25 protein-coding genes are annotated in these 26,032 nt (G+C 74.0%); 18 read left to right on the forward strand and 7 right to left on the reverse strand.

Translation table 11 applies throughout. The features are described 5' to 3' along the window. Positions 1-97 precede the first annotated feature (97 nt). The 8 genes from PH189_RS23065 (at position 98) to PH189_RS23100 (ending at position 8,055) form a co-directional block, all read left to right on the forward strand. Entirely contained in the window at positions 98-1,336 is a 1,239-nt protein-coding gene (locus PH189_RS23065) for a cytochrome P450 (protein ID WP_274191179.1), read from the forward strand. After that, a complete protein-coding gene (locus tag PH189_RS23070; protein WP_274191180.1) occupies positions 1,333-1,743 on the forward strand; it encodes a nuclear transport factor 2 family protein in 411 nt (136 codons plus the stop codon). Before PH189_RS23065 ends, PH189_RS23070 begins: the two co-directional genes overlap by 4 nt. 2 nt (positions 1,744-1,745) lie before the next feature. Next, on the forward strand, positions 1,746-3,317 hold the full coding sequence (locus PH189_RS23075; protein WP_274191181.1) for an AMP-binding protein: 1,572 nt from the start codon (positions 1,746-1,748) through the stop codon (positions 3,315-3,317). Between the two features lie 14 nt (positions 3,318-3,331). Continuing rightward, the gene (locus PH189_RS23080) at positions 3,332-4,171 is read left to right on the forward strand and encodes a mycofactocin-coupled SDR family oxidoreductase (RefSeq protein ID WP_274191182.1); all 840 of its coding nucleotides are present in this window, start codon (positions 3,332-3,334) and stop codon (positions 4,169-4,171) included. 13 nt (positions 4,172-4,184) lie between these two features. Beyond that, on the forward strand, positions 4,185-5,303 hold the full coding sequence (locus PH189_RS23085; protein ID WP_274191183.1) for an NDMA-dependent alcohol dehydrogenase: 1,119 nt from the start codon (positions 4,185-4,187) through the stop codon (positions 5,301-5,303). An 11-nt stretch (positions 5,304-5,314) separates the two neighbouring features. Beyond that, positions 5,315-5,740: a nuclear transport factor 2 family protein gene (locus PH189_RS23090; protein ID WP_274191184.1), complete on the forward strand. Its 426-nt coding sequence runs from the start codon at positions 5,315-5,317 to the stop codon at positions 5,738-5,740. Continuing rightward, positions 5,737-7,284 carry a class I adenylate-forming enzyme family protein gene (locus PH189_RS23095; RefSeq protein ID WP_274191185.1) on the forward strand — a complete coding sequence of 516 codons (1,548 nt, stop codon included), beginning with the start codon at positions 5,737-5,739 and terminating at the stop codon, positions 7,282-7,284. Before PH189_RS23090 ends, PH189_RS23095 begins: the two co-directional genes overlap by 4 nt. A gap of 99 nt (positions 7,285-7,383) precedes the next feature. Then, positions 7,384-8,055 carry a TetR/AcrR family transcriptional regulator gene (locus PH189_RS23100; protein ID WP_274191186.1) on the forward strand — a complete coding sequence of 224 codons (672 nt, stop codon included), beginning with the start codon at positions 7,384-7,386 and terminating at the stop codon, positions 8,053-8,055. A gap of 156 nt (positions 8,056-8,211) precedes the next feature. Here the strand turns inward: PH189_RS23100 and PH189_RS23105 are convergent, their stop codons facing one another. Beyond that, positions 8,212-9,975 carry an acetyl/propionyl/methylcrotonyl-CoA carboxylase subunit alpha gene (locus PH189_RS23105; RefSeq protein ID WP_274191187.1) on the reverse strand — a complete coding sequence of 588 codons (1,764 nt, stop codon included), beginning with the start codon at positions 9,973-9,975 and terminating at the stop codon, positions 8,212-8,214. An 88-nt stretch (positions 9,976-10,063) separates the two neighbouring features. On the opposite strand from PH189_RS23105, the gene PH189_RS23110 reads away from it, so the two are divergent. Genes PH189_RS23110 through PH189_RS23150 form a run of 9 tightly spaced genes read left to right on the forward strand, consistent with a single transcriptional unit; the run spans position 10,064 to position 20,561 of the window. Then, complete coding sequence (locus tag PH189_RS23110) at positions 10,064-11,704, forward strand: acyl-CoA carboxylase subunit beta (protein WP_274191188.1); 1,641 nt, start codon at positions 10,064-10,066, stop codon at positions 11,702-11,704. Then, positions 11,701-12,477 (forward strand): enoyl-CoA hydratase/isomerase family protein, encoded by a 777-nt coding sequence (locus PH189_RS23115; RefSeq protein ID WP_274191189.1) that lies wholly within the window; start codon positions 11,701-11,703, stop codon positions 12,475-12,477. The genes PH189_RS23110 and PH189_RS23115 overlap by 4 nt, the downstream gene beginning before the upstream one ends. A 7-nt stretch (positions 12,478-12,484) precedes the next feature. Then, positions 12,485-13,273: a nuclear transport factor 2 family protein gene (locus PH189_RS23120; protein WP_274191190.1), complete on the forward strand. Its 789-nt coding sequence runs from the start codon at positions 12,485-12,487 to the stop codon at positions 13,271-13,273. Further along, complete coding sequence (locus tag PH189_RS23125) at positions 13,270-14,238, forward strand: LLM class flavin-dependent oxidoreductase (protein WP_274191191.1); 969 nt, start codon at positions 13,270-13,272, stop codon at positions 14,236-14,238. Before PH189_RS23120 ends, PH189_RS23125 begins: the two co-directional genes overlap by 4 nt. Further along, on the forward strand, positions 14,235-15,503 hold the full coding sequence (locus tag PH189_RS23130; protein WP_274191192.1) for a cytochrome P450: 1,269 nt from the start codon (positions 14,235-14,237) through the stop codon (positions 15,501-15,503). The genes PH189_RS23125 and PH189_RS23130 overlap by 4 nt, the downstream gene beginning before the upstream one ends. Next, the gene (locus PH189_RS23135; protein ID WP_274191193.1) at positions 15,500-17,098 is read left to right on the forward strand and encodes a class I adenylate-forming enzyme family protein; all 1,599 of its coding nucleotides are present in this window, start codon (positions 15,500-15,502) and stop codon (positions 17,096-17,098) included. The genes PH189_RS23130 and PH189_RS23135 overlap by 4 nt, the downstream gene beginning before the upstream one ends. Continuing rightward, positions 17,095-17,943, forward strand: a complete 849-nt coding sequence (locus tag PH189_RS23140) for a MaoC family dehydratase (RefSeq protein ID WP_274191194.1) — start codon at positions 17,095-17,097, stop codon at positions 17,941-17,943. The genes PH189_RS23135 and PH189_RS23140 overlap by 4 nt, the downstream gene beginning before the upstream one ends. A gap of 34 nt (positions 17,944-17,977) precedes the next feature. Beyond that, positions 17,978-18,892 (forward strand): alpha/beta hydrolase, encoded by a 915-nt coding sequence (locus PH189_RS23145; protein ID WP_274191195.1) that lies wholly within the window; start codon positions 17,978-17,980, stop codon positions 18,890-18,892. Between the two features lie 31 nt (positions 18,893-18,923). Further along, entirely contained in the window at positions 18,924-20,561 is a 1,638-nt protein-coding gene (locus PH189_RS23150) for a flavin-containing monooxygenase (protein WP_274191196.1), read from the forward strand. A gap of 25 nt (positions 20,562-20,586) precedes the next feature. Here PH189_RS23150 and PH189_RS23155 read toward each other — a convergent pair whose 3' ends face one another. Continuing rightward, positions 20,587-20,910, reverse strand: a complete 324-nt coding sequence (locus PH189_RS23155; protein WP_274188525.1) for a hypothetical protein — start codon at positions 20,908-20,910, stop codon at positions 20,587-20,589. Positions 20,911-21,027: 117 nt separating this feature from the next. Next, the gene (locus tag PH189_RS23160) at positions 21,028-22,053 is read right to left on the reverse strand and encodes an AraC-like ligand-binding domain-containing protein (RefSeq protein ID WP_274191197.1); all 1,026 of its coding nucleotides are present in this window, start codon (positions 22,051-22,053) and stop codon (positions 21,028-21,030) included. 207 nt (positions 22,054-22,260) lie between these two features. On the opposite strand from PH189_RS23160, the gene PH189_RS23165 reads away from it, so the two are divergent. Then, the gene (locus PH189_RS23165; RefSeq protein WP_274191198.1) at positions 22,261-24,396 is read left to right on the forward strand and encodes a molybdopterin-containing oxidoreductase family protein; all 2,136 of its coding nucleotides are present in this window, start codon (positions 22,261-22,263) and stop codon (positions 24,394-24,396) included. Positions 24,397-24,418: 22 nt separating this feature from the next. On the opposite strand, the gene PH189_RS23170 is transcribed toward PH189_RS23165, so the two are convergent. From PH189_RS23170 to PH189_RS23185, 4 genes are all read right to left on the reverse strand, one after another. Further along, on the reverse strand, positions 24,419-24,769 hold the full coding sequence (locus PH189_RS23170) for a hypothetical protein (RefSeq protein ID WP_274191199.1): 351 nt from the start codon (positions 24,767-24,769) through the stop codon (positions 24,419-24,421). Next, entirely contained in the window at positions 24,759-24,977 is a 219-nt protein-coding gene (locus tag PH189_RS23175) for a hypothetical protein (RefSeq protein WP_274191200.1), read from the reverse strand. The genes PH189_RS23170 and PH189_RS23175 overlap by 11 nt, the downstream gene beginning before the upstream one ends. A 193-nt stretch (positions 24,978-25,170) precedes the next feature. Then, the gene (locus PH189_RS23180) at positions 25,171-25,455 is read right to left on the reverse strand and encodes a hypothetical protein (RefSeq protein WP_274191201.1); all 285 of its coding nucleotides are present in this window, start codon (positions 25,453-25,455) and stop codon (positions 25,171-25,173) included. Beyond that, positions 25,428-26,018, reverse strand: a complete 591-nt coding sequence (locus PH189_RS23185) for a TetR/AcrR family transcriptional regulator (protein WP_274191202.1) — start codon at positions 26,016-26,018, stop codon at positions 25,428-25,430. The genes PH189_RS23180 and PH189_RS23185 overlap by 28 nt, the downstream gene beginning before the upstream one ends. Positions 26,019-26,032: the final 14 nt, after the last annotated feature.

Genomic DNA, 26,032 nt, shown 5'->3' on the forward strand with positions numbered 1-26,032 from the left:
CGCTCTTGACCCGGAGGGGTGTGATGCTAGTCTCTCGACGCGTACCAAACGATCGGTAGATAGCGCGACATCGACGTCTGCGCAGGTCGGGGGACCTATGACGGCTCGACTCGAACAGCTCGAACCGCCGGACATCCTCTCGGCGGAGTTCGCCCGGGACCCGTACGCGGCGTACCGGCTCCTGCGCGACGAGTTCCCGCTCGTGTGGCACGACGCGATGCAGACGTACGTGATCAGCCGCTACGACGACGTGCAGCGGGCGTTCAAGGAGCCCGTGTTCACGAGCGAGAACTACGCCTGGCAGCTCGAGCCGGTGCACGGGCGCACGATCCTGCAGATGGAGGGCCGTGAGCACTCCATGCACCGCGCGCTGGTGGCGCCGGCGTTCCGCGGGAAGGCGCTGCAGGAGCAGTTCGGGCCGACGATCCGCCGCAACTCGCGCGAGCTCGTGGACGCGTTCCGCGCCGACGGGCAGGTCGACCTCGTCGACGCCTTCGCGACCCGGTTCCCGATCAACGTCATCGTCGACATGCTCGGGCTCCCGCGCTCCGACCACGCCCGCTTCCACGCCTGGTACACGTCGATCATGGGGTTCCTCGGGAACCTCGCCGGCGACGAGGCCGTGGCCGCGGAGGGCCTGCGGACGAAGGACGAGTTCGAGCAGTACATGATCCCGGCGATCCGGGAGCGGCGGGCGAACCCGGGCGACGACCTGCTCTCCACGCTCTGCGCGGCCGAGATCGACGGCGAGTCGATGTCCGACGAGGAGATCAAGGCGTTCTGCAGCCTGCTGCTGACCGCGGGCGGCGAGACCACCGACAAGGCCGTCACGAGCCTGATGGCCAACCTCGTCGCCCACCCCGCGCAGCTCGAGGCGGTGCGCCACGACCGCTCCCTGATCCCCGCCGCCTTCGCCGAGACGCTGCGCTGGTCGCCGCCGGTGCACATGATCATGCGGCAGCCGTCGGAGGACGTGGAGCTCTCGGGCGGGATCGTCGAGGCGGGCCGGACGGTCACCTGCCTCATGGGCGCGGCCAACCGCGACGACCGCCGCTTCGACCGGCCCGAGGTGTTCGACGTCCTGCGCGCGGATCTCGACGGGTCGCGCGCGTTCTCCGCCGCGGCCGACCACCTCGCCTTCTGCCTCGGCCGGCACTTCTGCGTCGGGGCCCTGCTGTCGCTCTTCGAGATCGAGGTCGGGGTCAACGACCTCCTCGACGCGATGACCGACATCCGCTTCGCCGACGGCGCCCCGCCGCCCGAAGCCGGGGTGTTCACCCGTGCCCCGAGCAGCCTGCACCTCCAGTTCACGCCCGCAGCGGAGGAACGACCATGACCGCACGCCCCCACATCGAGAACCTCCTCGGCAAGGCCTCCTGGGGCTACGACGAGGCCGACCCGGACCTCATCGCGTCCTGCTTCACCGAGGACGCCCGGATGAGCCTGCGCATCGGCCGCGACGGCGACCTGGTCGGCCCGTTCGAGGGCCGGGCGGCGATCCGCGCGCTGCACGCCGACTCGATGGCCGCGCAGACCGATCAGCGCCGGCACAACCTGTCGAACCTCTGGTTCGAGAAGGACACCGACGACGAGGCCATCGCGGTCACGAACCTGACGCTGCTCTCGATCGAGAACGGCGCGATCCGCGTGCTGTCCAGCGGCTGGTACCGCGACCAGCTCGTCCACCGGGACGGTGCCTGGTTCATCGCCGACCGCTACGTCTACCTCGACCTCCCCTACTGACCATGGTCAACATCGGCCGCATCCCCGAGAAGTGGGCGGCGCTGACCCCGCGCGGCGACGCCGTCGTCGACACCACCACCGAGCGCCGCACCACCTGGGCCGAGCTCGACGAGCGTGTCCGCCGCCTGGCCAACGGGCTGCGCGGACCCCGGCCCGACGGCCTGGCGCTGCAGCGCGGCGACCGCGTGGCCGTGCTCGCCAAGAACTCGACCGAGTTCCAGGAGATCTACTACGCGGTCGGGCGCGCGGGGCTCGTCGTCCAGCCGCTGAACTGGCGTCTCGGGGTGGGCGAGCTCTCCCGCATCGTCGCCGACGGGGCGCCCCGCGCGATCGTCGTCGCGGGGGAGTGGGCCGACGTCGGGCGCGAGCTCGCGACCCACGTGGACGTCGAGCACTGGCTGTCGTACGGGCCGGGCGGCGACGGGTCGTACGAGAACCTGCTGGCCGCGTCGTCGGACGACGAGCCGACCGACTCGGCGGGCGTCGGTGACGACGACCCGTTCTTCATCCTCTACACCGGCGGCACCACCGGGGCCTCGAAGGGCGCCCTGCACACCCACCGCAGCGCGTCGTTCGGGATGCTCAACCAGACCGTCGCCGAGCGCATCGTCCCGACAGACGTCTACATGCTGACCGGGCAGATGTACCACATCCCCGTGGTGCTCTCGATGAACTACATGCGCCACGGCTGCCCGCTGGTGCTCATGAACTTCGAGGCGAAACGGTCGCTGGAGATCATCGAGGCGGAGCGCGTCTCGGCGTTCCTCGGCATCACCACGATGCTCAACTGGATGATGGCCGTGCCCGGCTTCTCGGGCTACGACATCGCGAGCCTGCGCAACATCCAGTACGGCGGCGGGCCGATGCCGTCGGCGGTGGTCAAGAACGCGCTGCAGGCCTTCCCGTGCACGCTGATCCAGGGCTACGGGCAGACCGAGGGCACGACGATGTGCTTCCTCTCCCAGGAGGACCACCACGCCGCGGTCAACGGGGTCCATCCCGAGCGGCTGCAGTCGTGCGGGCGCGAGGGCTTCGTGACGTCGGTGCGGGTCGTCGACGTGGACGGCCGCCCGGTGCCGACGGACGGGGCCACGGTCGGTCAGATCGTCGTGCGCTCCGAGGCCAACATGGCGGGCTACTGGAACCGCCCCGACCTCACCGCCGACACCCTGCGCGACGGCTGGATGTGGACCGGCGACCTCGCCACCTGGGATCTTGACCGCTACGTGTTCATCGTCGACCGCGCCAAGGACATGATCATCTCGGGCGGCGAGAACATCTACTCGGTGCAGGTCGAGGAGGCCGTCAACCACCACCCCGCGGTCCTGGAGTGCGCGGTCATCGGCGTCCCGGACGAGGAGTGGGGCGAGAGCGTCAAGGCGTTCGTCGTGCTCAAGCCGGGCACGAGCGCGACGGAGTCCGACATCGTCGAGACCGCCCGGGCGCACCTCGCGTCGTACCAGAAGCCGCGCTCGGTGGAGTTCGTCCCCGAGCTGCCCAAGGCGCCCACCGGCAAGATCCTCAAGCGCGACCTGCGTGCCCCGTACTGGGGCGAGCGCGGGCGCTCGGTCTGACACAGGAGCACCACATGACCGGACGCATGGAGGGCAAGGTCGTCCTCGTCACCGGGGCCGCGCGCGGGCAGGGTCGCGCGCACGCGGTCCGGCTCGCGCAGGAGGGCGCCGACATCATCGCCGTCGACCTCTGCGCGGGGATCGACACCGTCGTCGGCAAGTACCCGCCGGCGACGCGCGAGGACCTCGACCAGACCGTCGTCGAGGTCGAGAAGCTCGACCGGCGGGTGGTCGCCCGGGTGGCCGACGTCCGCGACCAGGCGGCGCTGGACGAGGCGGTCGCCGCGGGCGTCGCGGAGCTCGGCAGGCTCGACGGCGTCGTCGCCAACGCGGGTATCGCGAGCTACGGGCGCGCGTGGGAGCTCGACGAGGCGACGTGGCAGGACATGATCGACGTCAACCTCACCGGCGTCTGGCACACCGCCAAGGCCGCGATCCCGCAGCTCATCGAGGGTGACCGCGGCGGAGCGATGGTGTTCACCAGCTCGATCGGCGGCTTCAAGGGCATCCAGCAGGTGGGCCACTACGTCTCGGCCAAGCACGGGATCGTCGGCCTGATGCGCAACCTCGCCAACGAGCTCGCGCCCTACCGCGTCCGCGTCAACACGGTGCACCCGACGAACGTCGACACGCACATGATCCAGAACCCGGGGACCTGGGGGATGTTCGCGCCGGGCGACCCGGAGCCGACGCAGGACAAGGCGATCGCCGGATTCACCTCGTTGAACGCCCTCGAGATCCCGTGGATCGACTCGGTCGACGTCGCGAACGCCGTGCTCTTCCTGCTGTCCGACGAGGCCCGCTACATCACCGGCGCGACGCTGCCCGTCGACGCCGGCGCGGCGATCAAGTGATGGGGAGGCGATCGTGAAGACACGGGGAGCCCTGCTCTGGGAGCCCGGCACCCGGTCGGGCTGGAGCGTCGAGGACATCGAGCTCGACCCGCCGAAGGCCCACGAGGCGCTGATCAAGCTGGCGGCGTCGGGCGTCTGCCACTCCGACGACCACCTCGACACCGGCGACATCCCGCTGCCGTGGTCGCCGGTGCTCGGCGGGCACGAGGGCGCCGGGATCGTCGAGGAGATCGGCCCGGGCGTCACGGCGGTGAAGCCCGGCGATCACGTCGTCCTGTCGTTCCTGCCCTCGTGCGGCCGCTGCCGCATGTGCGTCCAGGGGAAGTCGAACATGTGCGAGCTCGGCGCGGGCGTGCTCGCCGGCGTGGCGCCCGACGGCACGCACCGGGTCCACGCGCAGGGGCAGGGCGTGGGGTGCATGTCCTACCTCGGGACGTTCGCGCCCTACGTCGTCGCCCCGCTCGACGCGGTGATCCCGATCCCCGAGGAGATGCCGCTGGACAAGGCCGCGCTCATCGGGTGCGGGGTGCCGACGGGCTGGGGCTCGTCTGTGTACGCCGCCGAGATCGAGCTCGGTGACACCGTCGTGGTGGTCGGCACCGGCGGCGTCGGGATGAACGCGCTGCAGGGCGCGCGCCACAAGGGCGCGCGCCACGTCGTCGCCGTCGACCCCGCGCCGTTCAAGCGGGAGAAGGCCGTCGAGTTCGGCGCCACCCACGTGGCGAAGGACTACGAGGAGGCCGGGCAGATCGTCGAGGGTCTGACCAACGGTCAGGGCGCCGACCGCGTGATCATCACCGTCGGCGTGGTCACCGGCGACCTCATGAACCCCGCGCAGGAGATGACGCGGCGCGGCGGCACGATGGTGCTCACCGGCGCCGCCCCCGTGCTGCAGCGCGACGTGCCGTTCGACCTGTTCACGTTCGCGATGTCCGGCAAGCGGCTGCAGGGCTCCCTCTACGGCACGACCACGAGCCGCACCGACGTGCCGCTGCTCGCCGACCTCTATCTGCGCGGCGAGCTGAAGCTCGACGAGCTGATCACCCGCACCTACACGCTCGACGACATCAACCAGGCGTTCCGCGACATGCACGACGGCAAGAACGTGCGCGGCGTGATCATCTACGACTGACGGGGGCACCGATGCCGAACGCCGACGACCGCGCGGAGATCGTCCAGGCGACGTATCTCTACGCCCGCGGGCTGGACCGCTTCGACCCCAAGGAGGCGCTGTCGGCCTACACCGACGACGCGGTGTGGGACGCGACGGGCGTGGGGCTGGAGCGCTACGAGGGCCGTGACGAGGTCCTCGCGTTCTTCGAGCGCGACGCGGGCTCGATGTCCGAACAGTTCCACGTCATGACCAACCACGTCGTCGAGTTCGACGACGACGACCACGCGCACGGCACCAACTACGTGCTGGCCGAGGGGCGCACGACGGGCGGGGCGTCGATCAGGGCGGCCGCGCTCAACGTCGACACCTACCGGCGTACGGCGGAGGGCTGGAAGATCGCCAGCCGCGTGATCTCGCCGTTGACGGCCCCGCAGATGGAGGGGTTCGAGGCGTGAGCACCCGCGTGCCGCGCACGCTGCCGGAGCTGCTCGACGACGCGGCGGAGCGCTCGCCGACGCGGGAGGTCGTGTTCCCCGCGGAGCGGGCGACCTGGCCCGCGGTGCGGGAGGCGGCCCGGTCGTGGGCGGCCGGGCTGCACGCCCGCGGGGTGCGCCGGGGCGACCGGGTACTGCTCGTGCTGCCCGGCGGGCTGGACGCCGTGGTCGGCACGGTGGCGGCGGCGATGCTCGGGGCGGTGCCCACGCCCGTCAACCACCGCGGCACGCCCGACGAGGTGGCGTGGCTGCGCGACGACGCGGACCCCGCCGTGGTGGCGGCGTCCCCCGAGCTCCTCGGGCTCGCCGGCGGGGGAGCCGTGACGCCCGCCGAGCTGGCCGGGGACCCGGCCGACGCGCCCGCGGTGGACGTCGCCCCGGACGACCCGATGATCCTGCTCTACACCTCCGGGACGACGTCGCGCCCGCGTGGCTGCGTCCACACGCACGCCGCCTACGCCGCGCTCGGGGAGAACCTCGTCGACCGGCTGCGGCTGACACCCGACGACAGGTTCTGGACCCCGCTGCCGCTGCACCACTGCGGCGGGATCGACCTGCTCATGGGCTCGCTCGCGGCGGCCTGCACGCTCGTCCACGTCGGCGCGTTCGCGCCGGACGTCGCCTGGCGGCAGCTCGTCGACGAGCGCGCCACGGTCGCCTTCCCGGCGTTCGACACGATCTGGCTGCCGGTGCTCGACCACCCGGAGTTCCGGCCGGCGGCGGTGCCGGAGCTGCGCACGGTGATCAACGTCGGGCCGGCCGAGCGGATGGCCGCGATGCAGGCGAGGCTCCCGACGGCGGTGCAGATCTCGTGCCTGGGCGGAACGGAGTCGGCCGGGTTCTGCTGCGTGGGCTCGGTGGACGACCCGCCCGAGGCGCGGGCGGGCACGAGCGGTGTGCCGCTGACCGGGATGGAGGCGACCGTCCGCGACCCCGTGACCGGCCGGGAGTGCGCGCCGGACGAGGTCGGCGAGTTCCTGCACCGCGGCGTCTCGCGGATGGCGTACTACCACGGGGATCCGGAGACGACGGCCGAGCGCATCGACGCCGAGGGCTGGTTCCACACCGGCGACCTCGTGCGCCGCGACGCCGTTGGCCGGTTCACGTTCGTCAGCCGGCTCAAGGACATGCTCAAGGTCGGCGGCGAGAACGTCGCGGCGGCCGAGGTGGAGGGCCGCCTCGCGGAGCACCCCGCGGTCGGGGTCGTGGCCGTGGTCGCCGCCCCGGACGCCCGTCTGGGCGAGGTCGCGGCCGCGTTCGTCGAGCTGGCGCCGGCGTTCCGGGGCGCCGACAGTGAGGTGCTCGCCCGCGAGCTCGTCGACCACTGCCTGGAGGCGCTCGCGACGTACAAGGCGCCGCGCTACGTCGAGTTCGTCGAGACCTGGCCCATGTCCGGCACGAAGATTCAGAAGGGGGCGCTGCGCGAGAGGATCGCGGCCGAGCTGACCGACCGGGGGATCACCGAGGCGCCGCGCCTGTCGCGTCGCCACCTCACGGCGGGGTGAGCCGCACGGCGGGGTGAGCTGCTCCGGGCAACCTACCGACCGTATGGTGGTCGGGCGCACCGGGGCGCCGTCGTGAGCGTCTCGACCAGGGAGCAGACCATGGCACAGGACCGCCGCCCGGCCGGGCGCAGCGAGCGCCGCGCCGCCGGGGAGCGCAAGCCCCGCGAACAACGGTGGGCCCAGCTGCTCGAGGTGGCCACCCAGGTGTTCTACGAGAAGGGCTACGACGGCGCCTCGCTGCAGGACATCGCCGACCGCCTCGGCATGCTCAAGGGCAGCCTGTACTACTACATCCAGTCCAAGGAGGACCTGCTCTTCGAGGTGATCAGCGAGGTGCATCGGGAGGGCTACGCCGTGGTGCGCACCGCGGCCGCCTCCGAGGGCGACCCCCTGGACCGCCTCGAGCGCACGATCCGCGCCCACGTCGAGCACGCCTGCCGCAACCTCGTGCCGACCGCGGTGTTCCTGCACGAGCTCGAGGCGCTCCCGACCGCGCGCCGCGAGGAGATCCTCGGCAGTGGCCACGCCTACCAGGGCGTCTTCCGCGATCTCGTCGCCGAGGCGCAGAGCGAGGGCCTGGCCCGGCCGGACGTCGACCCGCGGGTCGCCGGGCTGTCCATCCTCGGCTCGACGAACTGGGTCTACCGCTGGTTCCGCGCGGACGGGCCCTCGACGCCCGAGGAGATCGCCGCCCAGCTCGCGGCCATGGCGGTGCACGGCGTCGCCACCGCCGCCGCCCTCGTGGCGCGCGATGCCGCCGTCGGGGCCTGACGCGCGCCGTCGGACGCAGCGGACGGGCGGTTCTTCCGTTGATCATGGCCGGGCGGCGCACCGTGGGAGATCAGGGGCGCGTCGTCCACGTGTGCGGAAGCTCGGACGTGGATCAGGTGCCCGCGATCTCGGACGAGGTCGTCGGGACGTCGGCACTCACGGCTCGGGCACCGCTGCGGTCACCGCGACCAGCGCGCTGCCGGCCGTGACCCGGTCGCCCGGCGCGACGTGCACGGCGTCGACGCGGGTCGCCCGGGACGCCCGGACCGGGAGCTCCATCTTCATCGCCTCGAGCACGACGAGCACCGCGCCGGCGTCGACGTCGTCGCCCGGCGCGACGACGACCTCGACGACCGTCGCGTCCATCGGCGCCACCGGGTCGCCCGTGGGCGTCGACCCCGTCGCCGGCCCGCGGCGTTCCGGGCGGGGCGCCTCGGCGGCGGCCCCCGTCGCGCCCGCGCGGTGGCGGGGGACGCGCAGCGCCAGCGGGCCGCGGTCGGTGGCGAGGTGGACGGCGCGGGTGGTGGCCGGTTCCCGACGGGTCGGCGTCGGCCGGGCCGTGGCGTCGGGCGCCCAGTCCCGCTCGACGCTGCCGGTGTCGTGCTCCATCGCGGCGTGGTCGGGGCGGTCGAGCACCGCGCGCAGGTAGGGCGCGGTGGTGGGCACGCCGGTGAGGACGAGGTCGTCGAGCGCGGCGGACAGGCGTGCGCACGCGGTGGCGCGGTCCGGGCCCCAGGCGTGCACCTTGCCGAGCAGCGAGTCGTACGCGCCGGGCACCGCGTCCCCGGCCTCGACGCCCAGGTCGCAGCGCACCCAGGGCCCGGACGGCAGCGTCAGCGCGGTGACCTGCCCCGGCGCCGGGCGGAAGCCCTCCCACGGGTCCTCGGCGGCGATCCGCGCCTGCACCGCGTGGCCCCGCACCACGACCCGGCCATCGAGTATCGAGCCCCCGAGGACCTCGCCGAGCGGCTCCCCCGCCGCGATCCGGAGCTGGGCGACGACGAGGTCGACGCCCGTGACCATCTCGGTGACCCCGTGCTCGACCTGCAGCCGGGTGTTCATCTCGAGGAAGGCGGGGCCGCCGGTGTCGCGGTCGAGGAGGAACTCCACGGTGCCCGCGCCGCGGTAGCCGACGGCCGTCGCGAGCCGCCGGGACGCCTCGTGCAGCTCGGTGCGCACGGCGTCGGGCAGGTCGGGGGCGGGCGCCTCCTCGAGCAGCTTCTGGTGGCGGCGCTGCACGGTGCAGTCGCGGTCACCGAGGACGGCGACGGCGCCGTGGTGGTCGGCGAGGATCTGCACCTCGACGTGGCGCGCGCGGGCGATGTGACGCTCGAGGAACACCTCGCCCCGCCCGAAGGCGGCGGCCGCCTCGCGCCCCGCGGCGGCGAGGGCGCCGGGCAGCTCGTCCGCGCTTGCGACGACCCGCATCCCGCGGCCCCCGCCGCCGTGCGCGGCCTTGACCAGCAACGGGAAGCCGATCCGCGCGGCGGCGTCCCCGGCCGGGGCGGCGTCGACGGCCTCCTCCGTGCCGTCGAGCACCGGCACCGCGCTCTCCCGGGCGAGCGCCCGCGCGCGGACCTTGTCGCCCATCGCCGCCACCACCTCGGCGGGCGGGCCGACGAACACCAGGCCGGCGTCGGTGACCGCCCGTGCGAAGCCCGCGTCCTCGGCGAGCAGGCCGTAGCCCGGATGCACGGCCCGCGCCCCGTGGGCGAGCGCCGCGCCGACCACGGCGTCGACATCGAGGTAGGACGGGACGCACACGGTGGTGTCCGCGACCCGGGTGGGCAGCGCGCCCGCGTCGACGTCGGTGTGCACCACGATCGAGCGCAGGCCCAGCTCGCGGCAGGCCCGCACGATGCGCACGGCGACCTCGCCACGGTTGGCGACGAGGACCGGGCCAGGCCGGGCACGCTCCATCGGCGGCCTCCTCTCGTTCGCCATCTACCAAACGACCGGATGGTAGATTACGGTCGCCGGGAGAGCCACGTCCATGCGGGGAGGAACGGTGCCAGTCGCCAACGGCCAGGGGCCGGTGCCGCACGGGCAGACTCCCGCGCACGAGGCCCCCGACGCCATGGCACCCGGGACGGCACGGTCCGGCATGACCGAGGCGCTGGACGAGCTGGCCCGCCGACGCGAGGCCGCCGAGGCGATGGGCGGCGAGCAGGCGCTCGCTCGGCACCGGGCCTCGGGGCGGATGCCGGTGCGCGAGCGGGTCGCCGCGCTCGTCGACCCCGGCACCTGGTTCGAGATCGGCGCGCTCGCCGAGCCGGAGATCCGCCGCGAGAAGCCGGTGCCCGGCGACGCGGTGGTCACCGGGTTCGGCACGCTCGACGGCCGCCGGGTCGGCGTCATCGGGATCGACGCCACCGCCGTCGCCGGCACCACGGCGCCGATCAGTATGCGCAAGCAGGGCCGGCTCATCGAGCACGCCCAGCACGGCGGCTTCCCGCTCGTGCTGCTCTGCGATGCCGACGGCGGACGGATGCCCGACGTCATGGGCTGGCGGTTCTCCGGTCTCCCGCTCGACTTCACCAGCTTCCTCGGCGCCACCGACGGCAGCCCCGCGGTGCCGCGGGCGGCGGCGGTCCTCGGCCCGTCCTACGGCGACTCGGCGCTGCACGCCGCCACCGCCCACTACGTCGTCATGACCCGCGGGTCGTCGGTCGCACTGTCCGGTCCGTCGGTGGTCGAGCCCGCGATCGGCGAGCGCGTCACCGACGACGAGCTCGGCGGGCCCGAGGCCGCGACGGCCGCCGGCAACGCCCACCTCGTGGTCGACACCGAGGCCGACGCGCTCGACGCCCTCGGCGCGTTCCTGTCCTACCTGCCCTCGAACGCCGCGCTCCCGGCGCCGGCGTCGGAGCCCGTGGCGCCGGCGCGCGATCCCGCCGAGCTCGCCGACGTCGTCCCCACCGGCGCCCGCGCGGGCTACGACATGCGCGAGGTGCTCGCCGCCGTGGCCGACGCGGAGTCCGTGCTGCCCTGGGCCGACGGGTGGGGGCCGAGCCTGCTGTGCGCGCTGGCCCGCATCGAGGGCCGGCCGGTGGGGATCGTCGCCAACCAGCCGCTCGTGCGCGCGGGTGCGCTCGACCCCGACTCGCTGGCGAAGGAGCACGACTTCGTCGACCTGTGCGACACGTTCGGGCTGCCGCTGGTGTTCCTGCACGACGTCCCGGGGCTGATGATCGGCAGCCACGCCGAGCGCTCCGGGATCCTGCACGCCTACGAGCGCACCGTCTCGCGCATCGCGCGGGCCACGGTCCCGCGGGTCGGCGTCGTGCTGCGCAAGGCCTACGGCGGCGGGCACTTCGCCATGGGCGGGCGCCCGACCGGGCCCGACTTCCTCTACGCCTGGCCCACGGCGGAGATGGGCTTCATGGCTCCCGAGACCGGCATCCGCACCGTGCACCGCCGCGCCCTCGACCGGCTCCTCGTCGACGAGGGCCCGGACGCCCGCGACGCGCGGGCCGCCGAGCTCACCGCCGAGTGGGTCGCCGAGTCCGAGCCATGGGAGGCCGCGGCGCACCTGTCGCTGGACGACGTGATCGCGCCGGCCGCGACGCGGCACGTGATCGCCACCAGCATCGAGATCGCCTGGGGGGAGCGGCCGCACCGGGTGGGCCACCGGGGAGGTGCGTCATGAACAGCGACACCGAGATCACCGTCAAGACCGACGGCCCGGTCGCGGTGATCCACCTCGACCGGCCGGAGAAGCACAACGCGCTCACCGAGGCGTTCTGGCCCCAGATGCGCGAGGCCCTCGCCCGCCTCGAGGCGGACGGCACGACGCGTGCGGTGGTGCTCACCGGGGCCGGCGACAAGGCCTTCTCCGCCGGCGGGGACATCGCCGGCTTCGGCGACCTCGACGGGGCGGCGGCGAAGCGCGGGTTCCAGGCCGACTGCCTGCGGACCTTCGCGGCCATCGAGGAGTGCGCGCTGCCCGTCGTCGCCGCCGTCAACGGCTACGCGTTCGGCGGCGGTTGCGAGCTCGCGCTGGCCTGCGACCTCGTGCTCGCCTCCGACCGCGCGAGCTTCGCGATGCCCGAGAGCGCGATCGGGCTCGTGCCCGGCTTCGGGGTGCTGCGCGGGCCCGCGGTGATGGGCCGGCACTGGACGAAGTGGATGGTGCTCGCCGGCGAGCGCGTCGACGCCGCGCAGGCCGAGCGCATCGGGCTGGTACAGCGGGTGGTGCCCCACGACACCCTGCTCGACGAGGCCGTGGCGCTCGGCGAGCGCATCGCGCGGAACGCACCGCTGGCCGTGCGCGTCGGCAAACAGATGATCAACCGGGGGGTCGACCGCGGGGAGACGGGCTACTCGCTCGAGGCGGTGACGATGCTGCAGGAGACCGCCGACACCGCCGAGGGCATCGCCGCGTTCACCGAGAAGCGCCCGCCGCGGTTCGAGGGACGGTGACCCGGCGATGGATCCCTTCGTGGCCCTCATGCGCCGCTACGTCGTCGACTACACGAACTCCCACGACCTCGCCGTCTGCGACAACATCATGGAGCCGGACTACGTCCTGCGCATGGGCCCGCACATCGTCGCCGGCCGCGACGAGGCCTACAAGCCGGCGACGCGCAAGCAGCTCGAGCAGTTCCCCGGGCTCGGGCTCACGGTCCACGAGGTCGTGAGCAACGGCGAGCGCCTCGCCCTGCGCTTCTCCGAGCACGGCGCCTCGGTGCGCCACGGCGGGGCCGTCGCGGTGTGGGGCGGGATCGGGCTGTACGCCTGGAACGGGCGGCGGCTGACCGCCAACCGTGTCGAGCAGGACTACCTCGCCCGCCGCCGCCAGCTCGCCGACGGCGTGCCCGACGCGGTGCCCCCGCCCACCCCGGCGCCCTGGGACACCGTGGCCCGTGAGCCCGACGCCGGCACCGAACGCGCCGCGCGGGCCTGGGCGGAGCAGGGGATGCCGACGCTCGGCGACGTCGTCGTGGACGACGGCAGGCACCCCGCGACGCTCGTGGAGCCCGACGTCGTGGTGATCGACGACCTGTTCAGCGCCGGCGACCGGGCCGCGGTCCACGTGACGATCTCGGGGGCGTTCCGCGGCGGCCTCGACGGGGCCGACGAGCACCTCGGCGCGCCCGCCACGCTCCACGCCGCGGCCGTGGTCGCCGTCGCCGACGGACGGGTCGTCGCAGGACACGTCGTCCGCGACCGCCTCGGGCTCCTGCGCGCCCTCACCCCCGCCGGGGCCACGCGGTGACGCGCCTCGGGCTCTACCTCGACCTGCGCATCCCGGCGGGTGCGACGGGCGCCGACGTCTACCGCCGCACGCTCGACCGCGTCGCCGACGCCGAGCGCCGCGGGCTCGAGGCCGCATGGGTCACCGAGCACCACGGGTTCGCCGACGGCTACCTCCCCGCGCCGCTGACCGCCGCCGCCGCGATCGCCGCGCGCACGCACACCCTGCGGATCGGCACCGGCGTCGTGATCGCGCCGATGCTCCCCGTCGAGACCCTCGCCGAGCAGGCGGCCGTGGTCGACCTCGTCTCCGGCGGCCGGCTCGAGCTCGGCGTCGGGGCGGGCTGGCGGGCCGAGGAGTTCGCGCGGGTCGGCGCCGACCACCGCGCCCGCTACGCGACGCTCGAGGACCATCTGCGCCGCCTGCCCGGGCTGTGGGCCGACGGGACCGTGACGCCGGCGCCGGTGCAGCGCCCGCTGCCGACGTGGGTCGGCGCGCGAGGGCCCCGCGGGGCCCGACTGGCCGGACGGGTCGGCGCCGGGCTGCTCTGGCTCGACCCGGCCCTGGTCGCCCCGTACGCCGAGGGGCTCGCCGCGGGCGGGTGGCCGCGGGAGCAGGGCCGGCTCGGCGGCCTGGTGAACGTCCTGCTCGCCGACGACCCGGAGGCCGCGAAGGCCGAGGTCCGCGCCGCCGCCCGGCGCAACCGGGAGTCGTACGAGGGCAACGACGACGCGGCCCCGGAGCCCGGCGACACCACGTTCCCGAAGCTGCGGGTCCGCACCGGCGAGGACGCCGTCGCCGCGGTCCGCGAGCAGCTCGCCGCGCTCGAGGGCTTCCCGGTCACCGACGTCTTCTGCTTCGCCGACCTCGGCGGGCTGCCCCCCGAGATCGTCGACCGCCACCTCGAGCTGGTGACCGACGTGCTGCGCCCGGGCCTCGCCGATGTCGGTGCCGCGGCGCCCGTCCCGGTGGGAGGTACCCCGTGAGCCGTCTCGAGCCGGCCGAGCTCCCCGACGACCTGCTGACCCCCGAGGCCGTGGCCGATCCCGACGGGGCCGCCGCGGTCCTGCGCGCCCACGACCCCGTCCACTGGAGCCCGACCCACCGGGCCTGGCTCGTCACGCGCTTCGACGACGTCGTCGCGGCGTTCAAGAACCCGGCGCTGTCGTCGGACCGGGTCCGCCCGCTGATGTCGGCGCGCGACAAGCCGTCGGGCGACGCGTCGCAGAAGATGCTCGGGCTGATCAGCGAGTGGATGGTCGTCACCGACCCGCCCGCCCACACCCGGCTGCGGCGCCTGGCCGGGGCGGCGTTCAAGCAGCAGCAGATCGCGGCGATGGAGGAGCGCATCCAGACGCTGGTCGACGATCTCGTCGACACCTTCCTCGCCAGCAGCAGTCCCGCCCGCCCGACGGATCTCGTCGCGGGCGTCGCCTACCCGCTGCCGGCGATCGTCATCGCCGAGATGCTCGGCGCGCCGCCCGAGGACCGCGACCGCTTCCGCTCCTGGTCCGACGAGCTCGCTCTCGTCGCGTTCGGCGCCGGCGGCGACGCGCGCCCGGACCGTCACGAGCGGGCGCTGCGCGGGCTGGAGGAGATGGCCGAGTACTTCCGCGCCCTCGTCGCGCACCGCCGCCGCGAGCCCGGCGGCGACATGCTCTCGGCGATGATCTCGGGGGACGATCCGTCCGACGGCTCGGGTCTCTCCGACGACGAGCTCGTCGGCATGTGCGCGCTGCTGCTGTTCGCCGGGCACGAGACCACCACCAACGCCATCGCCAACGCCGTCCGCCTGCTCACCGCCGACCCGGAGCTGCGCGACCGCGTGCGCGACGACCCGGCCCTCGTCGCCCCGGCGGTCGAGGAGGCCCTGCGGCTCGTGGGGCCGATCAAGGTGCTGGTCCGCTGGGTGATCGAGGACCACGAGCTGCGCGGGCGCACCATCCAGGCGGGCGAACGCGTCTACCTCGTGCTCTGCGGGGCCAACCGGGACCCCGAGCGGTTCGCCGACCCCGACACCGTCGACCTCGCGCGCTCCCGGGCCACCCACATCGCCTTCGGACGTGGCGTCCACGCCTGCATCGGCGCGCAGCTGGCCCGCATCGAGACCCGGATCGCCGTCGGCACGCTGCTGCGCCGCCTGCCGGGCCTGCGCGTCGAGGGCGAGCCGGAGTACCTGCCGACGATCGCCTCGCGGGCACAGACGTCGCTGCCGGTGGTGCACGACGGCGTTCCGGCGAGCCGTCCGTGAGACCGCGGGTCACCACGCTCTTCGAGCTGGTCGACGAGTCCGCGGCGGCCGACCCGGACGCCGAGGCGCTGGTGTTCGCCGACGGCGAGCGACTGACCACGGGCGCGCTCGCGGAGCGCTCGGTGCGCCACGCCGCCGCGCTGCTCGGGCTGGGCGTGACGGCGGGCGACCGGGTGGCCCTGCTGCTGCCTGCGTCGGCCGACCTCGTCGCCCTGCTGCTCGCCGTGACGCGCGTCGGGGCGATCGCCGTGCCGGTCAACGCCCGCTACCGGCCCGACGAGGTCCGCCACGTCGTCGTGCACTCCGGCGCCGCGCTCCTGGTGACGGCTGCGCCTGTCCGGGGCGGGCCGGCGCCGGGCGCCCCCGACCTCGCCGACCTCGCCCGCCGTGCGGTCGAGAGCGGCCCGACGCCGGAGCTGCGCGCCCTGGTGACGCTCGCCGACCTCGTCGGTGGGGACGTGGCCGATGTCGGGAGGGCCGAGGCCGGCACCTGCGTCCGCGATCCCGCCGTGCTCGTCTACACCTCGGGCACCACCGCCGCGCCGAAGGGCGCACTGCTCTCGCACGAGGCGCTGGTCCGGCTCGCGGCCGGCATCGCGGAGCGGATGGCGCTCACCCCGGCGGACCGGATCTGGACCGCCATCCCGCTCTTCCACGGCGGCGGCATCACGTTCGCGGTCGCCGCGCTCACCGCGCGCGCCGCGTTCGTCCACCCCGGGCACTTCGACCCCGCGTCCACTCCCGCCCTGCTCGAGGCCGAGCGGATCACGGTGGCGCTCGCGGCCTTCGAGACGATCTGGCTGCCGGTGCTCGACCGGCCGGACTGGCCCGAGCGGGACCTGCACCGCATCCGGCTCGTCATGGCCGTCGGTGTCCCCGAGCGGCTGCGCTCGATGGCGGCGCGGGTGCCGCAGGCCGTGCACGTCTCCTGCGTGGCGATGACCGAGTCGTCCGCGTTCCTCGCCCTCGGCCGCCTCGACGACCCGCTCGAAGCGCGCCTGACCACCGGCGGACACCCGATGCCGGGCATGAGCGTGCGCGTCGTCGATCCGGACAGCGGCGCCGACCTGCCGCCCGACACCCTCGGTGAGCTGCTCTTCCGTGGCCCGACGGCGTTCGACGGCTACTTCCGCGACCCCGAGGCGACGGCCGCGACGATCGACGCGCAGGGCTGGGTGCACACCGGCGACGTCGTCACCGTCGACGCCGACGGGCGGGTCACGTTCCGCACCCGGCTCAAGGACATGCTCAAGGTCGGCGGCGAGAACGTGTCGGCCGCCGAGATCGAGAACCACCTGCTCACCCACCCCGCGGTCGGGGTGGTGGCCGTGGTCGCCGCCCCGGACGCGCGCTACGTGGAGGTGCCGGCGGCGTTCGTGCAGCTCGCCTCCGGGGCGTCCGCCACCGCCGAGGAGCTGATCGCGCACTGCGTCGGGCGCATCGCGAGCTTCCGCGTGCCGCGCTACGTGCGCTTCGTGGCGGAGTGGCCGATGTCCGGCACGAAGATTCGCAAGGTGGCGCTCCGGGCGCGGATCGCCGAGGAGCTGGCCGCGGCCGGGATCACCGAGGCGCCGCGCCCGGGGAGCCGCGTGTGACGGCGCCCGAGGATCTCGCCGGCCTCCGGCTTCCCGGGGGCACCTGCCGGGTCGAGGGCTACGAGAGCCTGCTCCTGCACGACGCCGTGCGGTCGCCCCGATCGCCGCGGCCGCACCCGATCTGGGCGTTCCTCGCCCCGCAGCGGGGTCTGGGCCTGACCCTCGCGGCGCTGTTCGAGACCCTCGGCTGCCCGCTGGACACCGGGCCGCTGCTGAGCACGTTCGGCGCCCGGTGCGTGGGCCTACTGGCGCTCGACGTCGACCACGAGGTGCGGGGCGGCGTCACCACGGTCCGGCGGCGCCGCTCCCGCCTGCTCGGCGTCGTCGACGAGATCGAGGTGGTGCTCGACCTCGTCCGGGGCGACGGTGCCCCGGTGCTCACCGCGACCTACGGCTTCGTGCTGCCGCGTCGCGACGTGCCGGCGCCCCCGGAGGGCCCGCGAACGGAAGCGCCGGCGCCGGCGCCGGGCGGTCCTGAGCACACCGGCGAGCCGCTCACCGTCCGCGCCGACGAGATGAAGCTGATGGCCCTGCTGCTACGCGACCCCAACCCCATCCACCTCGAGCCCGACGCCGCGGCCGCGCTCGGGTTCGGGCGGGCGTGCGTCAACCAGGGCCCGGCGAACCTCGCCTACGCGCTGGGCTTCCTCACCGCCCGCCACCCGGACGCGGCGCTGCTCGGGTTCGACGCCCGCTTCCGCGCGACGGTGGTCGCGGGCGACGTCGTCACGCCCGTCGCGTACGACGACGGGTCCTTCGCCCTGCGGCACGCCGACGGTCGCGCGGCGGTGACCGCGCACGCCCAGTGGGGCCGACCCGTTGTGAGCGGGACCACGCCGAAATAGACTAACGGCCGTTTGGTAGCGAAGGGATGGGTGCATGGCTCTCGACGAGGCGAGCACGGCGCTGATGACGGAGCTGGGGGAGAGCGGCCTCCCCCCGATCAGCGACATGACCCCGGAGCAGGCCCGCAACCTCGGCCCGGCGCTGGCCGAGCTCTACGGGCCGGGCCCGGACGTCGAGCACGTCGTGGAGCTGGCCGATGCGCCGGTCCCGGTGCGGGTGATCGTGCCCGGGGGCACGCCGCGCGGCGTCGTCGTCTACTACCACGGCGGCGGGTGGGTGATCGGGGCGCTCGACGAGTTCGAGACGCTCGGGCGCACCCTCGCCGTGCGCACCGGTTGCGTCGTGGTGCTCGTGGACTACCGGCTCGCGCCCGAGTACCGGTACCCGACCGCGGTGGACGACGCGTGGTCGGCGCTGCGCTGGGTCGACGAGCACGTCGAGACGCTGGCCGGCGCGCGCGTCCCGGTGGTCGTCGCCGGCGACTCGGCGGGCGGGAACCTCGCCGCCATCGTGGCCCGCCGCGCCCGCGACGCCGGCGGTCCCTCTCTCGCCGGGCAGGTGCTCGTCTACCCCGTCACGGACGCGAACGTCGACCGGCCGTCGTACGTCGATCCCGCCAACCAGCTGCTCGTCAGCCGCGCCGCCATGATCTGGTTCTGGGGGCACTACGCCCCGGACCCGGCGCAGCGGGGCGAGCCCGACGCGTCGCCGCTGCGCGCCGAGGACCTCGGCGGGCTGCCTCCCGCGGGCGTCCTGCTCGCCGAGCACGACCCGCTGCGCGACGAGGGCCAGGCCTACGCCGACCGGCTCTCCGAGGCCGGGAACAGCGTCGTGACGCTGCTCGTCCCCGGCCAGATGCACGGCTTCTTCACCCTGCTGACCCTGCCCGGCGCCGCCGTGGGGATGGACTTCGTCGTGGAGCAGATCGCGAAGCACCTGGCGTCCTGAGCAGGCCCCGCTCGCCCCGGAGGTGACCGCAGTGACCGACACCCTCGTGCAGTCCACCCGTCCCGACACCGCCGTCCGGCGCGTCGACGCCCTCGTCGTCGGCGCCGGTCTGTCCGGTCTCTACATGCTGCACCGCTTCCGCGGTCTCGGGCTCGACGCCGTCGTGCTCGAGGCCGGCAGCGACATCGGGGGCACCTGGTTCTGGAACCGCTACCCGGGCGCGCGCTGCGACGTCGAGAGCATGGAGTACTCCTACTCGTTCTCCCCCGAGCTCGAGCAGGAGTGGGACTGGTCGGAGAAGTACCCGACGCAGCCCGAGATCCTGCGCTACGTCCACCACGTGGCCGACCGCTTCGGCCTGCGCGACGGCGTCCGGCTCGACACCCGCGTCGCGTCGGCGCACTTCCGCGACGCCGAGGGCCGCTGGACGGTGACGACGGAGTCGGGCGAGCGGTGGGACACCGAGCAGCTGGTGATGGCGACCGGCTGCCTGTCGACCTCGAAGCTGCCGGAGATCCCGGGCATCGACCGCTTCGGGGGACGGACCCTGCACACCGCGCACTGGCCGCACGAGGGCGTCGACTTCACCGGCCGCCGCGTCGCCGTCATCGGCACCGGCTCGTCGGGTATCCAGGCCATCCCGCTGATCGCCGACGAGGCCGCCGACCTCACGGTCTTCCAGCGCACGGCGAACTTCAGCATGCCGGCGAACAACGCCCCGCTCTCCGACGAGGCCCAGGCGCAGCGCAAGCAGAACTACCGGGAGCACCGCCGGGCGGCGCGGGAGTCGGGCTTCGGTGTCCCCGTTCCGGAGGCCACGCGGTCGGCGCTGGAGGTCGACCCGGAGGAGCGACGCGCGCAGTACGAGTCGACCTGGGGACGCAACCTGGTCGGGCTGCTCACCTCGTACACCGACAGCATCGTCGACGCCGCTGCCAACGAGACCGCCGCCGACTTCGTCCGCGACAAGATCCGCGAGATCGTCGACGACCCGGAGACCGCCGAGACGCTGTGTCCCCGCGACCACCCCTTCGGCACCAAGCGGCCCTGCCTCGACTCCGGGTACTACGCCACGTTCAACCGCGGGCACGTGCACCTCGTCGACCTGAAGAAGACCCCGCTCACCGAGGTCACCGAGCGCGGCGTGCGCACCACCGAGCGGGAGTACGAGGTCGACGACCTCGTGTTCGCCACCGGGTTCGACGCCATGACCGGGTCGCTGGCCGCGATCGACATCCGCGGGCGGGCGGGCCGGGCGCTGACCGACAAGTGGGCCGGCGGCCCCGTCTCCCACCTCGGGCTGCAGGTCGCCGGGTTCCCGAACCTCTACACGATCACCGGGCCCGGCAGCCCGTCGGTGCTCTCGAACATGATGGTGTCGATCGAGCAGCACGTGGACTTCGTCGCCGACGCCGTCCATCACGCCCATCAGCGCGGGGACACCGTCGTCGAGTCCACCGAGGAGGCCGAGCGGGCCTGGACCGACCATGTCCGCGAGGTCGGCGACTACACGCTCTACCCGCAGGCGGACTCCTGGTACATGGGCGCCAACGTGCCCGGCAAGCCGCGAGTGTTCATGGCGTACATCGGCGGCGTGGGGGCCTACCGGCAGCACTGCGACCAGCTGGCCGCCGACGGCTATCCCGGGTTCGCGTTCTCGGCGCCCTGAGCATCCGGGCCCGGCCGCACGTGGGTCAGAAGCCGTTGGGGTCGTAGGCGGTGGTCTCGAAGGTGCCGTCGGCGTTGGTGTCGACCGCGGAGGTGTCGAAGTCGCCGTCGTTGTCGGTGTCGATCAGGACGACCTCGCCGTAGCCGTCGGCGTTGGTGTCGACGACGGCGGACTCGAAGGAGCCGTTGTGGTCGGTGTCGGCGATGACGGTGTCGACGGCGCCGTTGCCGTCCTCGTCGGTGGAGACGGAGTCGATGTTGCCGGCGGCGTCGGTGGTGTAGGTGCCGGCCACGGTGCCGTCGGCGTGGTAGACGGTGCCGTTGCTGAAGGAGTAGGTCTCGGCGCTCATGGTGTGCTCGCTCTCGGTTCGTTCGCGGTGCCCGGCTGGTGGGCTCTCGGCACTGTGACGACCCGAGGAGCTGGGGATGTTCCGGGCGGAGCGACAATCTTCTCCGCGAGGACGCGGTCACGCGCCGTGACGACGCCGGAAGGTGCTCGGCGGCTCGTGGAACGTCTCCTTGAACGCGCGGCTGAACGAGGCGAGATCGCCGAAGCCGCAGCGCAGGGCGACGTCGGTGACCGAGACGCCGCGCAGGCGGGGGTCGGCGAGCTCGCGGCGCCCGTGCTCGAGGCGGCGCCGGCGTACGAGGCGGCTCACCGTCGTCGAGGCGTCGGCGAAGGCGCGGTGCAGCTGGCGGGTCGAGACGAAGTGCGCGCGGGCGATCGTCTCCGGGCTCAGGTCGGGATCCTCGAGGTGCTCGGCGACGAACGCCTCGACGCGGGCGCGCAGGTCGGCAGCCCCGCGGGGCCCGGTGACCTCGTCGCGGCGCAGCGCCTCGCCCACCACGGTGCCGACGAGGTCGCCGAGCTCGGTCGCCAGGCGCTCGGCCGCGGTGGGGGAGAGCTCCGGTGGCGCGGCGACGACGTCCGCGAGCGTCCGGCCGACGATCCCGCCGAGGCGTTCACCGCCGAGCGCCCGGGCCGTGGCGGCGCGGGAGGTGTCGGGGGAGATGCCGAGCAGGTCGCGGGGCCAGGTGAACACCAGCATCCGCCACGGTCCGTGGAACCTCCAGGCGAACGGCCGTCCCGTCTCGTAGACCGACCAGGCCCCGGGGCCCAGCGGGGCCTCCCGGCCGTCCTGGCGCACCACGGCGTGACCGCGGGCGATGAGGCCGACCTGCAGGTAGTCGTCAGGATCGTGCCGCGCGAGCCCGGGTGTGCGGACGCACTCCTGGTCGGTCGAGTCGACCGTCGCCACCGCGAGGTGGCCGACGAGGCTGCTGCGGACGGCGCCGTCGAACGGCGTGTCCCGCTGGGCGTTCACGTCGAGGGCGACGAAGTGCTCGCGGATCAGGTCGCGCCAGCCGTCGAGGCGGTCGGTCGCCCCGTGCACGGCCCCGGGCACGTCCCCGTTCACGTCGGTGGTGTGCGGGACGTGCGCCACCGCGCGGGGCCGCGGGAACGGGCCCACGGGGCGTGTGGTGGTCGCCACGGGCGGCTCGCAGGGGAGATCGACGGGGTCGTCCGACGCTAGAAGCCCGCCACGTCGTGGTCAAACCTTCCGTGGCCGATCCGTCGCGCAGCGACAAGCGCCCGACCCCCGGGCGCGGCCAGGCTCCGGTGTGACGGTCGTCGCCGACCGCCCGGACCCACCACCACTGCGAGGCCCCCACCACTCGCGCCGACCCCGGGAGCGCCCGTGACCGCACTGGACGACCTGCCGATCACGCCCACCACGACCACCGTGCGTGCCGCGTGTCCGCACGACTGCCCCGACACCTGCGCCATGCTCGTCACCGTCGAGGACGGCCGCGCGACCAAGGTCGCGGGCGACCCGGAGCACCCGCTCACCCGCGGCGGGCTGTGCGTGAAGGTCAACAACTACCAGGAGAAGACCTACAGCCCCGACCGCGTGCTGCACCCCCTGCAACGCACCGGGGCCAAGGGCAGCGGCCGGTTCGAGGAGATCTCCTGGGACGAGGCGCTGGACACCATCGCCGACACCTTCCGGGCGAGGATCGCCGAGCACGGTCCCGAGACCGTCATGCCGGTCAGCTACCTCGGCACCCAGGGCATCCTCAACGGCCTGTCGGTCGGCGACGCCTTCTTCCACAAGCTCGGCGCGACGATCACCGAGCGCACGTACTGCGACTCGGGCTCCTGCACCGCCCACGTGGCCACCATCGGGGCGACCGCGGGCGTCGACCCCGAGAGCCTCGTCCACGCGCGCTACATCATCATCTGGGCGTCGAACACCATCTCGACCAACCTGCACCTCTGGCCGGTGATCGCCGAGGCCCAGAAGCGCGGGGCGAAGGTCGTCTGCATCGACCCCGTGCGCCACCGCACCGCGCAGCGCGCCGACTGGCACATCCCGCTGCGGCCCGGCACCGACGGCGCCCTCGCCCTGGCGATGATGAACGTGATCATCAGCGAGGGGCTGCACGACGAGGCGTACGTCCGCGACCACACCGTCGGGTTCGACGAGCTCGCCGAGCGCGTGGCCACGGCCACCCCGGAGTGGGCCTCCGAGGAGACCGGCATCCCCGCCGAGGACATCCGCACGCTCGCCCGCGAGTACGCCACCACCGACCCGGCCGTCATCCGCATCGGCGTCGCGATCGAGCGTCACGCCGGCGGCGGCCAGACCGTGCGGGCGCTCGCCTGCCTGCCCGCGCTCGTCGGCGCCTGGCGTCACGTCGGGGGCGGGCTGCTGCAGCTGCCGCTCTGGGCCCACCCGGTCAACTGGCCGGCGTTCATCCACCCCGAGCTCGCCACCCCGGGCACCCGGGTGGTCAACCAGTTCCTGCTGGGTCGGGCGCTGACGGGGGACCTCCCGCTCGACCCGCCGATCACCGCGCTCATGGTCTACAACTCGAACCCGATGGTCGTGGCCCCCGAGCAGGAGAAGATCGCGCGGGGGCTGGCCCGCGATGACCTGTTCACGGTGGTCAGCGACCACTTCCTCACCGACACCGCGCGCTACGCCGACATCGTCCTGCCCGCGACGACCCAGCTCGAGCAGCACGACCTCATGTTCAGCTGGGGCCACTTCTACGTCACCCTCAACGTTCCCGCCGTCGAGCCGGAGGGGGAGTCGATCCCCAACACCGAGCTCTTCCGGCGGCTCGCGGCGCGGATGGGCTTCGACGACGAGTACTTCCGCCTGACCGACGAGGAGCTGCTCGCCCAGGCCTACGACTGGTCGGCGCCGGCGATGGAGGGCATCACCCTCGAGTCGCTGCGCGAGACGGGGTGGGCGCGGCTGAACCTGCCGGGCCCCGACGCGTACGCCCCGCACGCCGAGGGGAACTTCCCGACGCCGTCGGGCAAGACCGAGTTCCGGTCGTCGGCGCTCGAGGCGGCCGGCAACTTCGTCGTCCCGCTGTTCCGGCAGCTCTACGAGGAGTTCCAGCCCGGCGGCACCGTCGACCCGCTGCCGCACTACATCGCGCCCCGCGAGACCGGCGAGGTCTACCCGCTGAACCTGCTCTCGCCGAAGTCGCACGCCTACATCAACTCCAGCGCGGGCGACCAGGCGATGCAGAAGCGCGTGCAGGGCGAGCAGAAGGTGACCATCCACCCCGCCGACGCCGAGGCGCGCGGTATCACCGACGGACGCTACGTCGAGGTGTCCAACGACCGCGGCAAGTTCGTCGCGCTCGCCGACGTCTCCGACGAGGTCTCCCTCGGCGTCGTCGTGTGCCCGATGGGCTCGTGGGCGAAGAACGCCAAGGACGGCAGCACGGTGAACGCGGTGAACCCGTTCGTCTTCGCCGACCTCGGCAACGCGCCGACGTTCTCGGACACGCGGGTCGAGGTCACCCCGGTGTGAGTGGCCCGGCGTGAGTGCCCCGTCACCGGGCGGCCAGGACCTCCGGGTCCCGGTCGCTCGGTGACCGCGGGGTGGGGGCCGTGCGCGTCGATGTCCCGGCCCGGTCCGCGCACTCGGCCGCGGCGCAGTCGGCCGCCGCGAGGTCGGTGAGGAGCCGCCGGGCGGCCCGGACCGCGACGTCGGGCACCTCGCCCCCGTCGCGGGCGAGCCGCCGGAAGACCTCGGCGAGCGCCGCGGCCGCCGAGCCGGACAGGACCAGCCCGCGGTCGGGACGCGTGTAGGGCGCGAGGGCGCGCGCGACGTCCCGGCAGGTCTCGGCGCCGGGGTCGGGGAGGGGGAAGGCGACGGTCTCGGCGTCGAGGTCAGCGGCCACGGACACGCACCGACTCGGGGACGTCGGCGGCCTTGGCCGCGTCGGGGGTGTCGCTCCGGACGTGCTGGAACGTGCCGCGCGCCGGCGTCGAGCCGCTCGCGCGCCGACGACGACCGGGCCGGCCGTCGGTGCCGGTCGTGCTCCCACCGTCGACGGTGTCGACGCCGTGGGGGTGGCGCGCGTCAGCACGCCAGTGCAGGTGCCACATGGGCGGGGACCTCCTGATCCACCACCGGGGCCGTACCCGGGACCACTCGGGGTGTACCGGACGAGTACGGAGGGACGGCCGTCGCTCACGGACTGAACACGGCACCCGCGATGGTGGTCCAGATCACGCCCATGTCGCCACGCGAGGGCGGCCTGTACCGAGAAAGCACCGGATCGGGGCAGCGCTGGACCGGTCAGGGAGCGGCCGGACCCTCCGGGGTGCTCACGGGCGCCCACGCCGTGAAGATCCGGTGCTGGGGTTCGAGCAGCAGGATGAGCACGATCGCGGTGCTCGAGACGAACACCGACATGGCCGACTGCGCGCCGAGGGTGGCCGAGGCCTCGACGAAGTCGGCGTCGGCGCCGTAGGTCAGGCCGGTGTACTGCTCGAACAGGGTGACGATCTGGGCGTCGCCGTGCGCACCTGGGGCGGAGCTGAAGGTCCCGGGGCTCAGCCGGGCTGCAGGGCCCGGCGCCACTGCGCGGTCACCTGCGCACGCAGGCGCTCGGTGTCCACGCCCTCGGGGTCGAGCAGGCGCTGCATGCCGATGCCGCGCAGCTGGCCGACGACGGCGACGGCGACGGCGTCCGGGTCCGCGTCGGCGCGGACCTCGCCCGCGGCGACGCCGGCCTCGACGTCCTGGCGGAGGTCGGCGCGGAAGCCCCGGTCGCGCTCGCGGAAGGTCGCCGCGAGCTCGGAGGCCGTGGCGGCCTCGGCCCAGAGCAGCAGGAAGGCGCGGTTGGCGGTCCCGAGGCCGGTGAGCGCGTGCAGGTACCCGTCGACGAGCGCGAGCAGCCGCTCGAGGCCCGGCGGCATCTCGGTGAGGCCCGGGACGAAGCCGCCCTGGATCGCCCGCGCGAGGGCGTCGACGAGGCCCTGCTTGGAGCCGAACTGGTGGGTGACGATCCCGCGGCTGTACCCGGCCCGCTCGCCGACCTTCGCGAGCGTGAGCGCACGGACCCCGGACTCGACGACCAGCTCGGCGGCCGCGGCCACGAGCGCGGCCTCGGTGCGCTCCCGACGTTCCTGCTGGGTGGGCATGGCGGGGAGCGTAG

Source organism: Actinomycetospora chibensis, from assembly GCF_028737215.1.
Lineage (GTDB): Bacteria > Actinomycetota > Actinomycetes > Mycobacteriales > Pseudonocardiaceae > Actinomycetospora > Actinomycetospora chibensis.

Coding starts and splice junctions, on each gene's coding strand:
- PH189_RS23065 (WP_274191179.1), top strand. CDS start 98: ATGACGGCTCGACTCGAACAGCTCGAACCGCCGGACATCCTCTCGGCG.
- PH189_RS23115 (WP_274191189.1), top strand. CDS start 11,701: ATGAACAGCGACACCGAGATCACCGTCAAGACCGACGGCCCGGTCGCG.
- PH189_RS23075 (WP_274191181.1), top strand. CDS start 1,746: ATGGTCAACATCGGCCGCATCCCCGAGAAGTGGGCGGCGCTGACCCCG.
- PH189_RS23145 (WP_274191195.1), top strand. CDS start 17,978: ATGGCTCTCGACGAGGCGAGCACGGCGCTGATGACGGAGCTGGGGGAG.
- PH189_RS23175 (WP_274191200.1), bottom strand. CDS start 24,977: ATGTGGCACCTGCACTGGCGTGCTGACGCGCGCCACCCCCACGGCGTC.
- PH189_RS23090 (WP_274191184.1), top strand. CDS start 5,315: ATGCCGAACGCCGACGACCGCGCGGAGATCGTCCAGGCGACGTATCTC.
- PH189_RS23105 (WP_274191187.1), bottom strand. CDS start 9,975: ATGGAGCGTGCCCGGCCTGGCCCGGTCCTCGTCGCCAACCGTGGCGAG.
- PH189_RS23185 (WP_274191202.1), bottom strand. CDS start 26,018: ATGCCCACCCAGCAGGAACGTCGGGAGCGCACCGAGGCCGCGCTCGTG.
- PH189_RS23070 (WP_274191180.1), top strand. CDS start 1,333: ATGACCGCACGCCCCCACATCGAGAACCTCCTCGGCAAGGCCTCCTGG.
- PH189_RS23100 (WP_274191186.1), top strand. CDS start 7,384: ATGGCACAGGACCGCCGCCCGGCCGGGCGCAGCGAGCGCCGCGCCGCC.
- PH189_RS23155 (WP_274188525.1), bottom strand. CDS start 20,910: ATGAGCGCCGAGACCTACTCCTTCAGCAACGGCACCGTCTACCACGCC.
- PH189_RS23120 (WP_274191190.1), top strand. CDS start 12,485: ATGGATCCCTTCGTGGCCCTCATGCGCCGCTACGTCGTCGACTACACG.
- PH189_RS23080 (WP_274191182.1), top strand. CDS start 3,332: ATGACCGGACGCATGGAGGGCAAGGTCGTCCTCGTCACCGGGGCCGCG.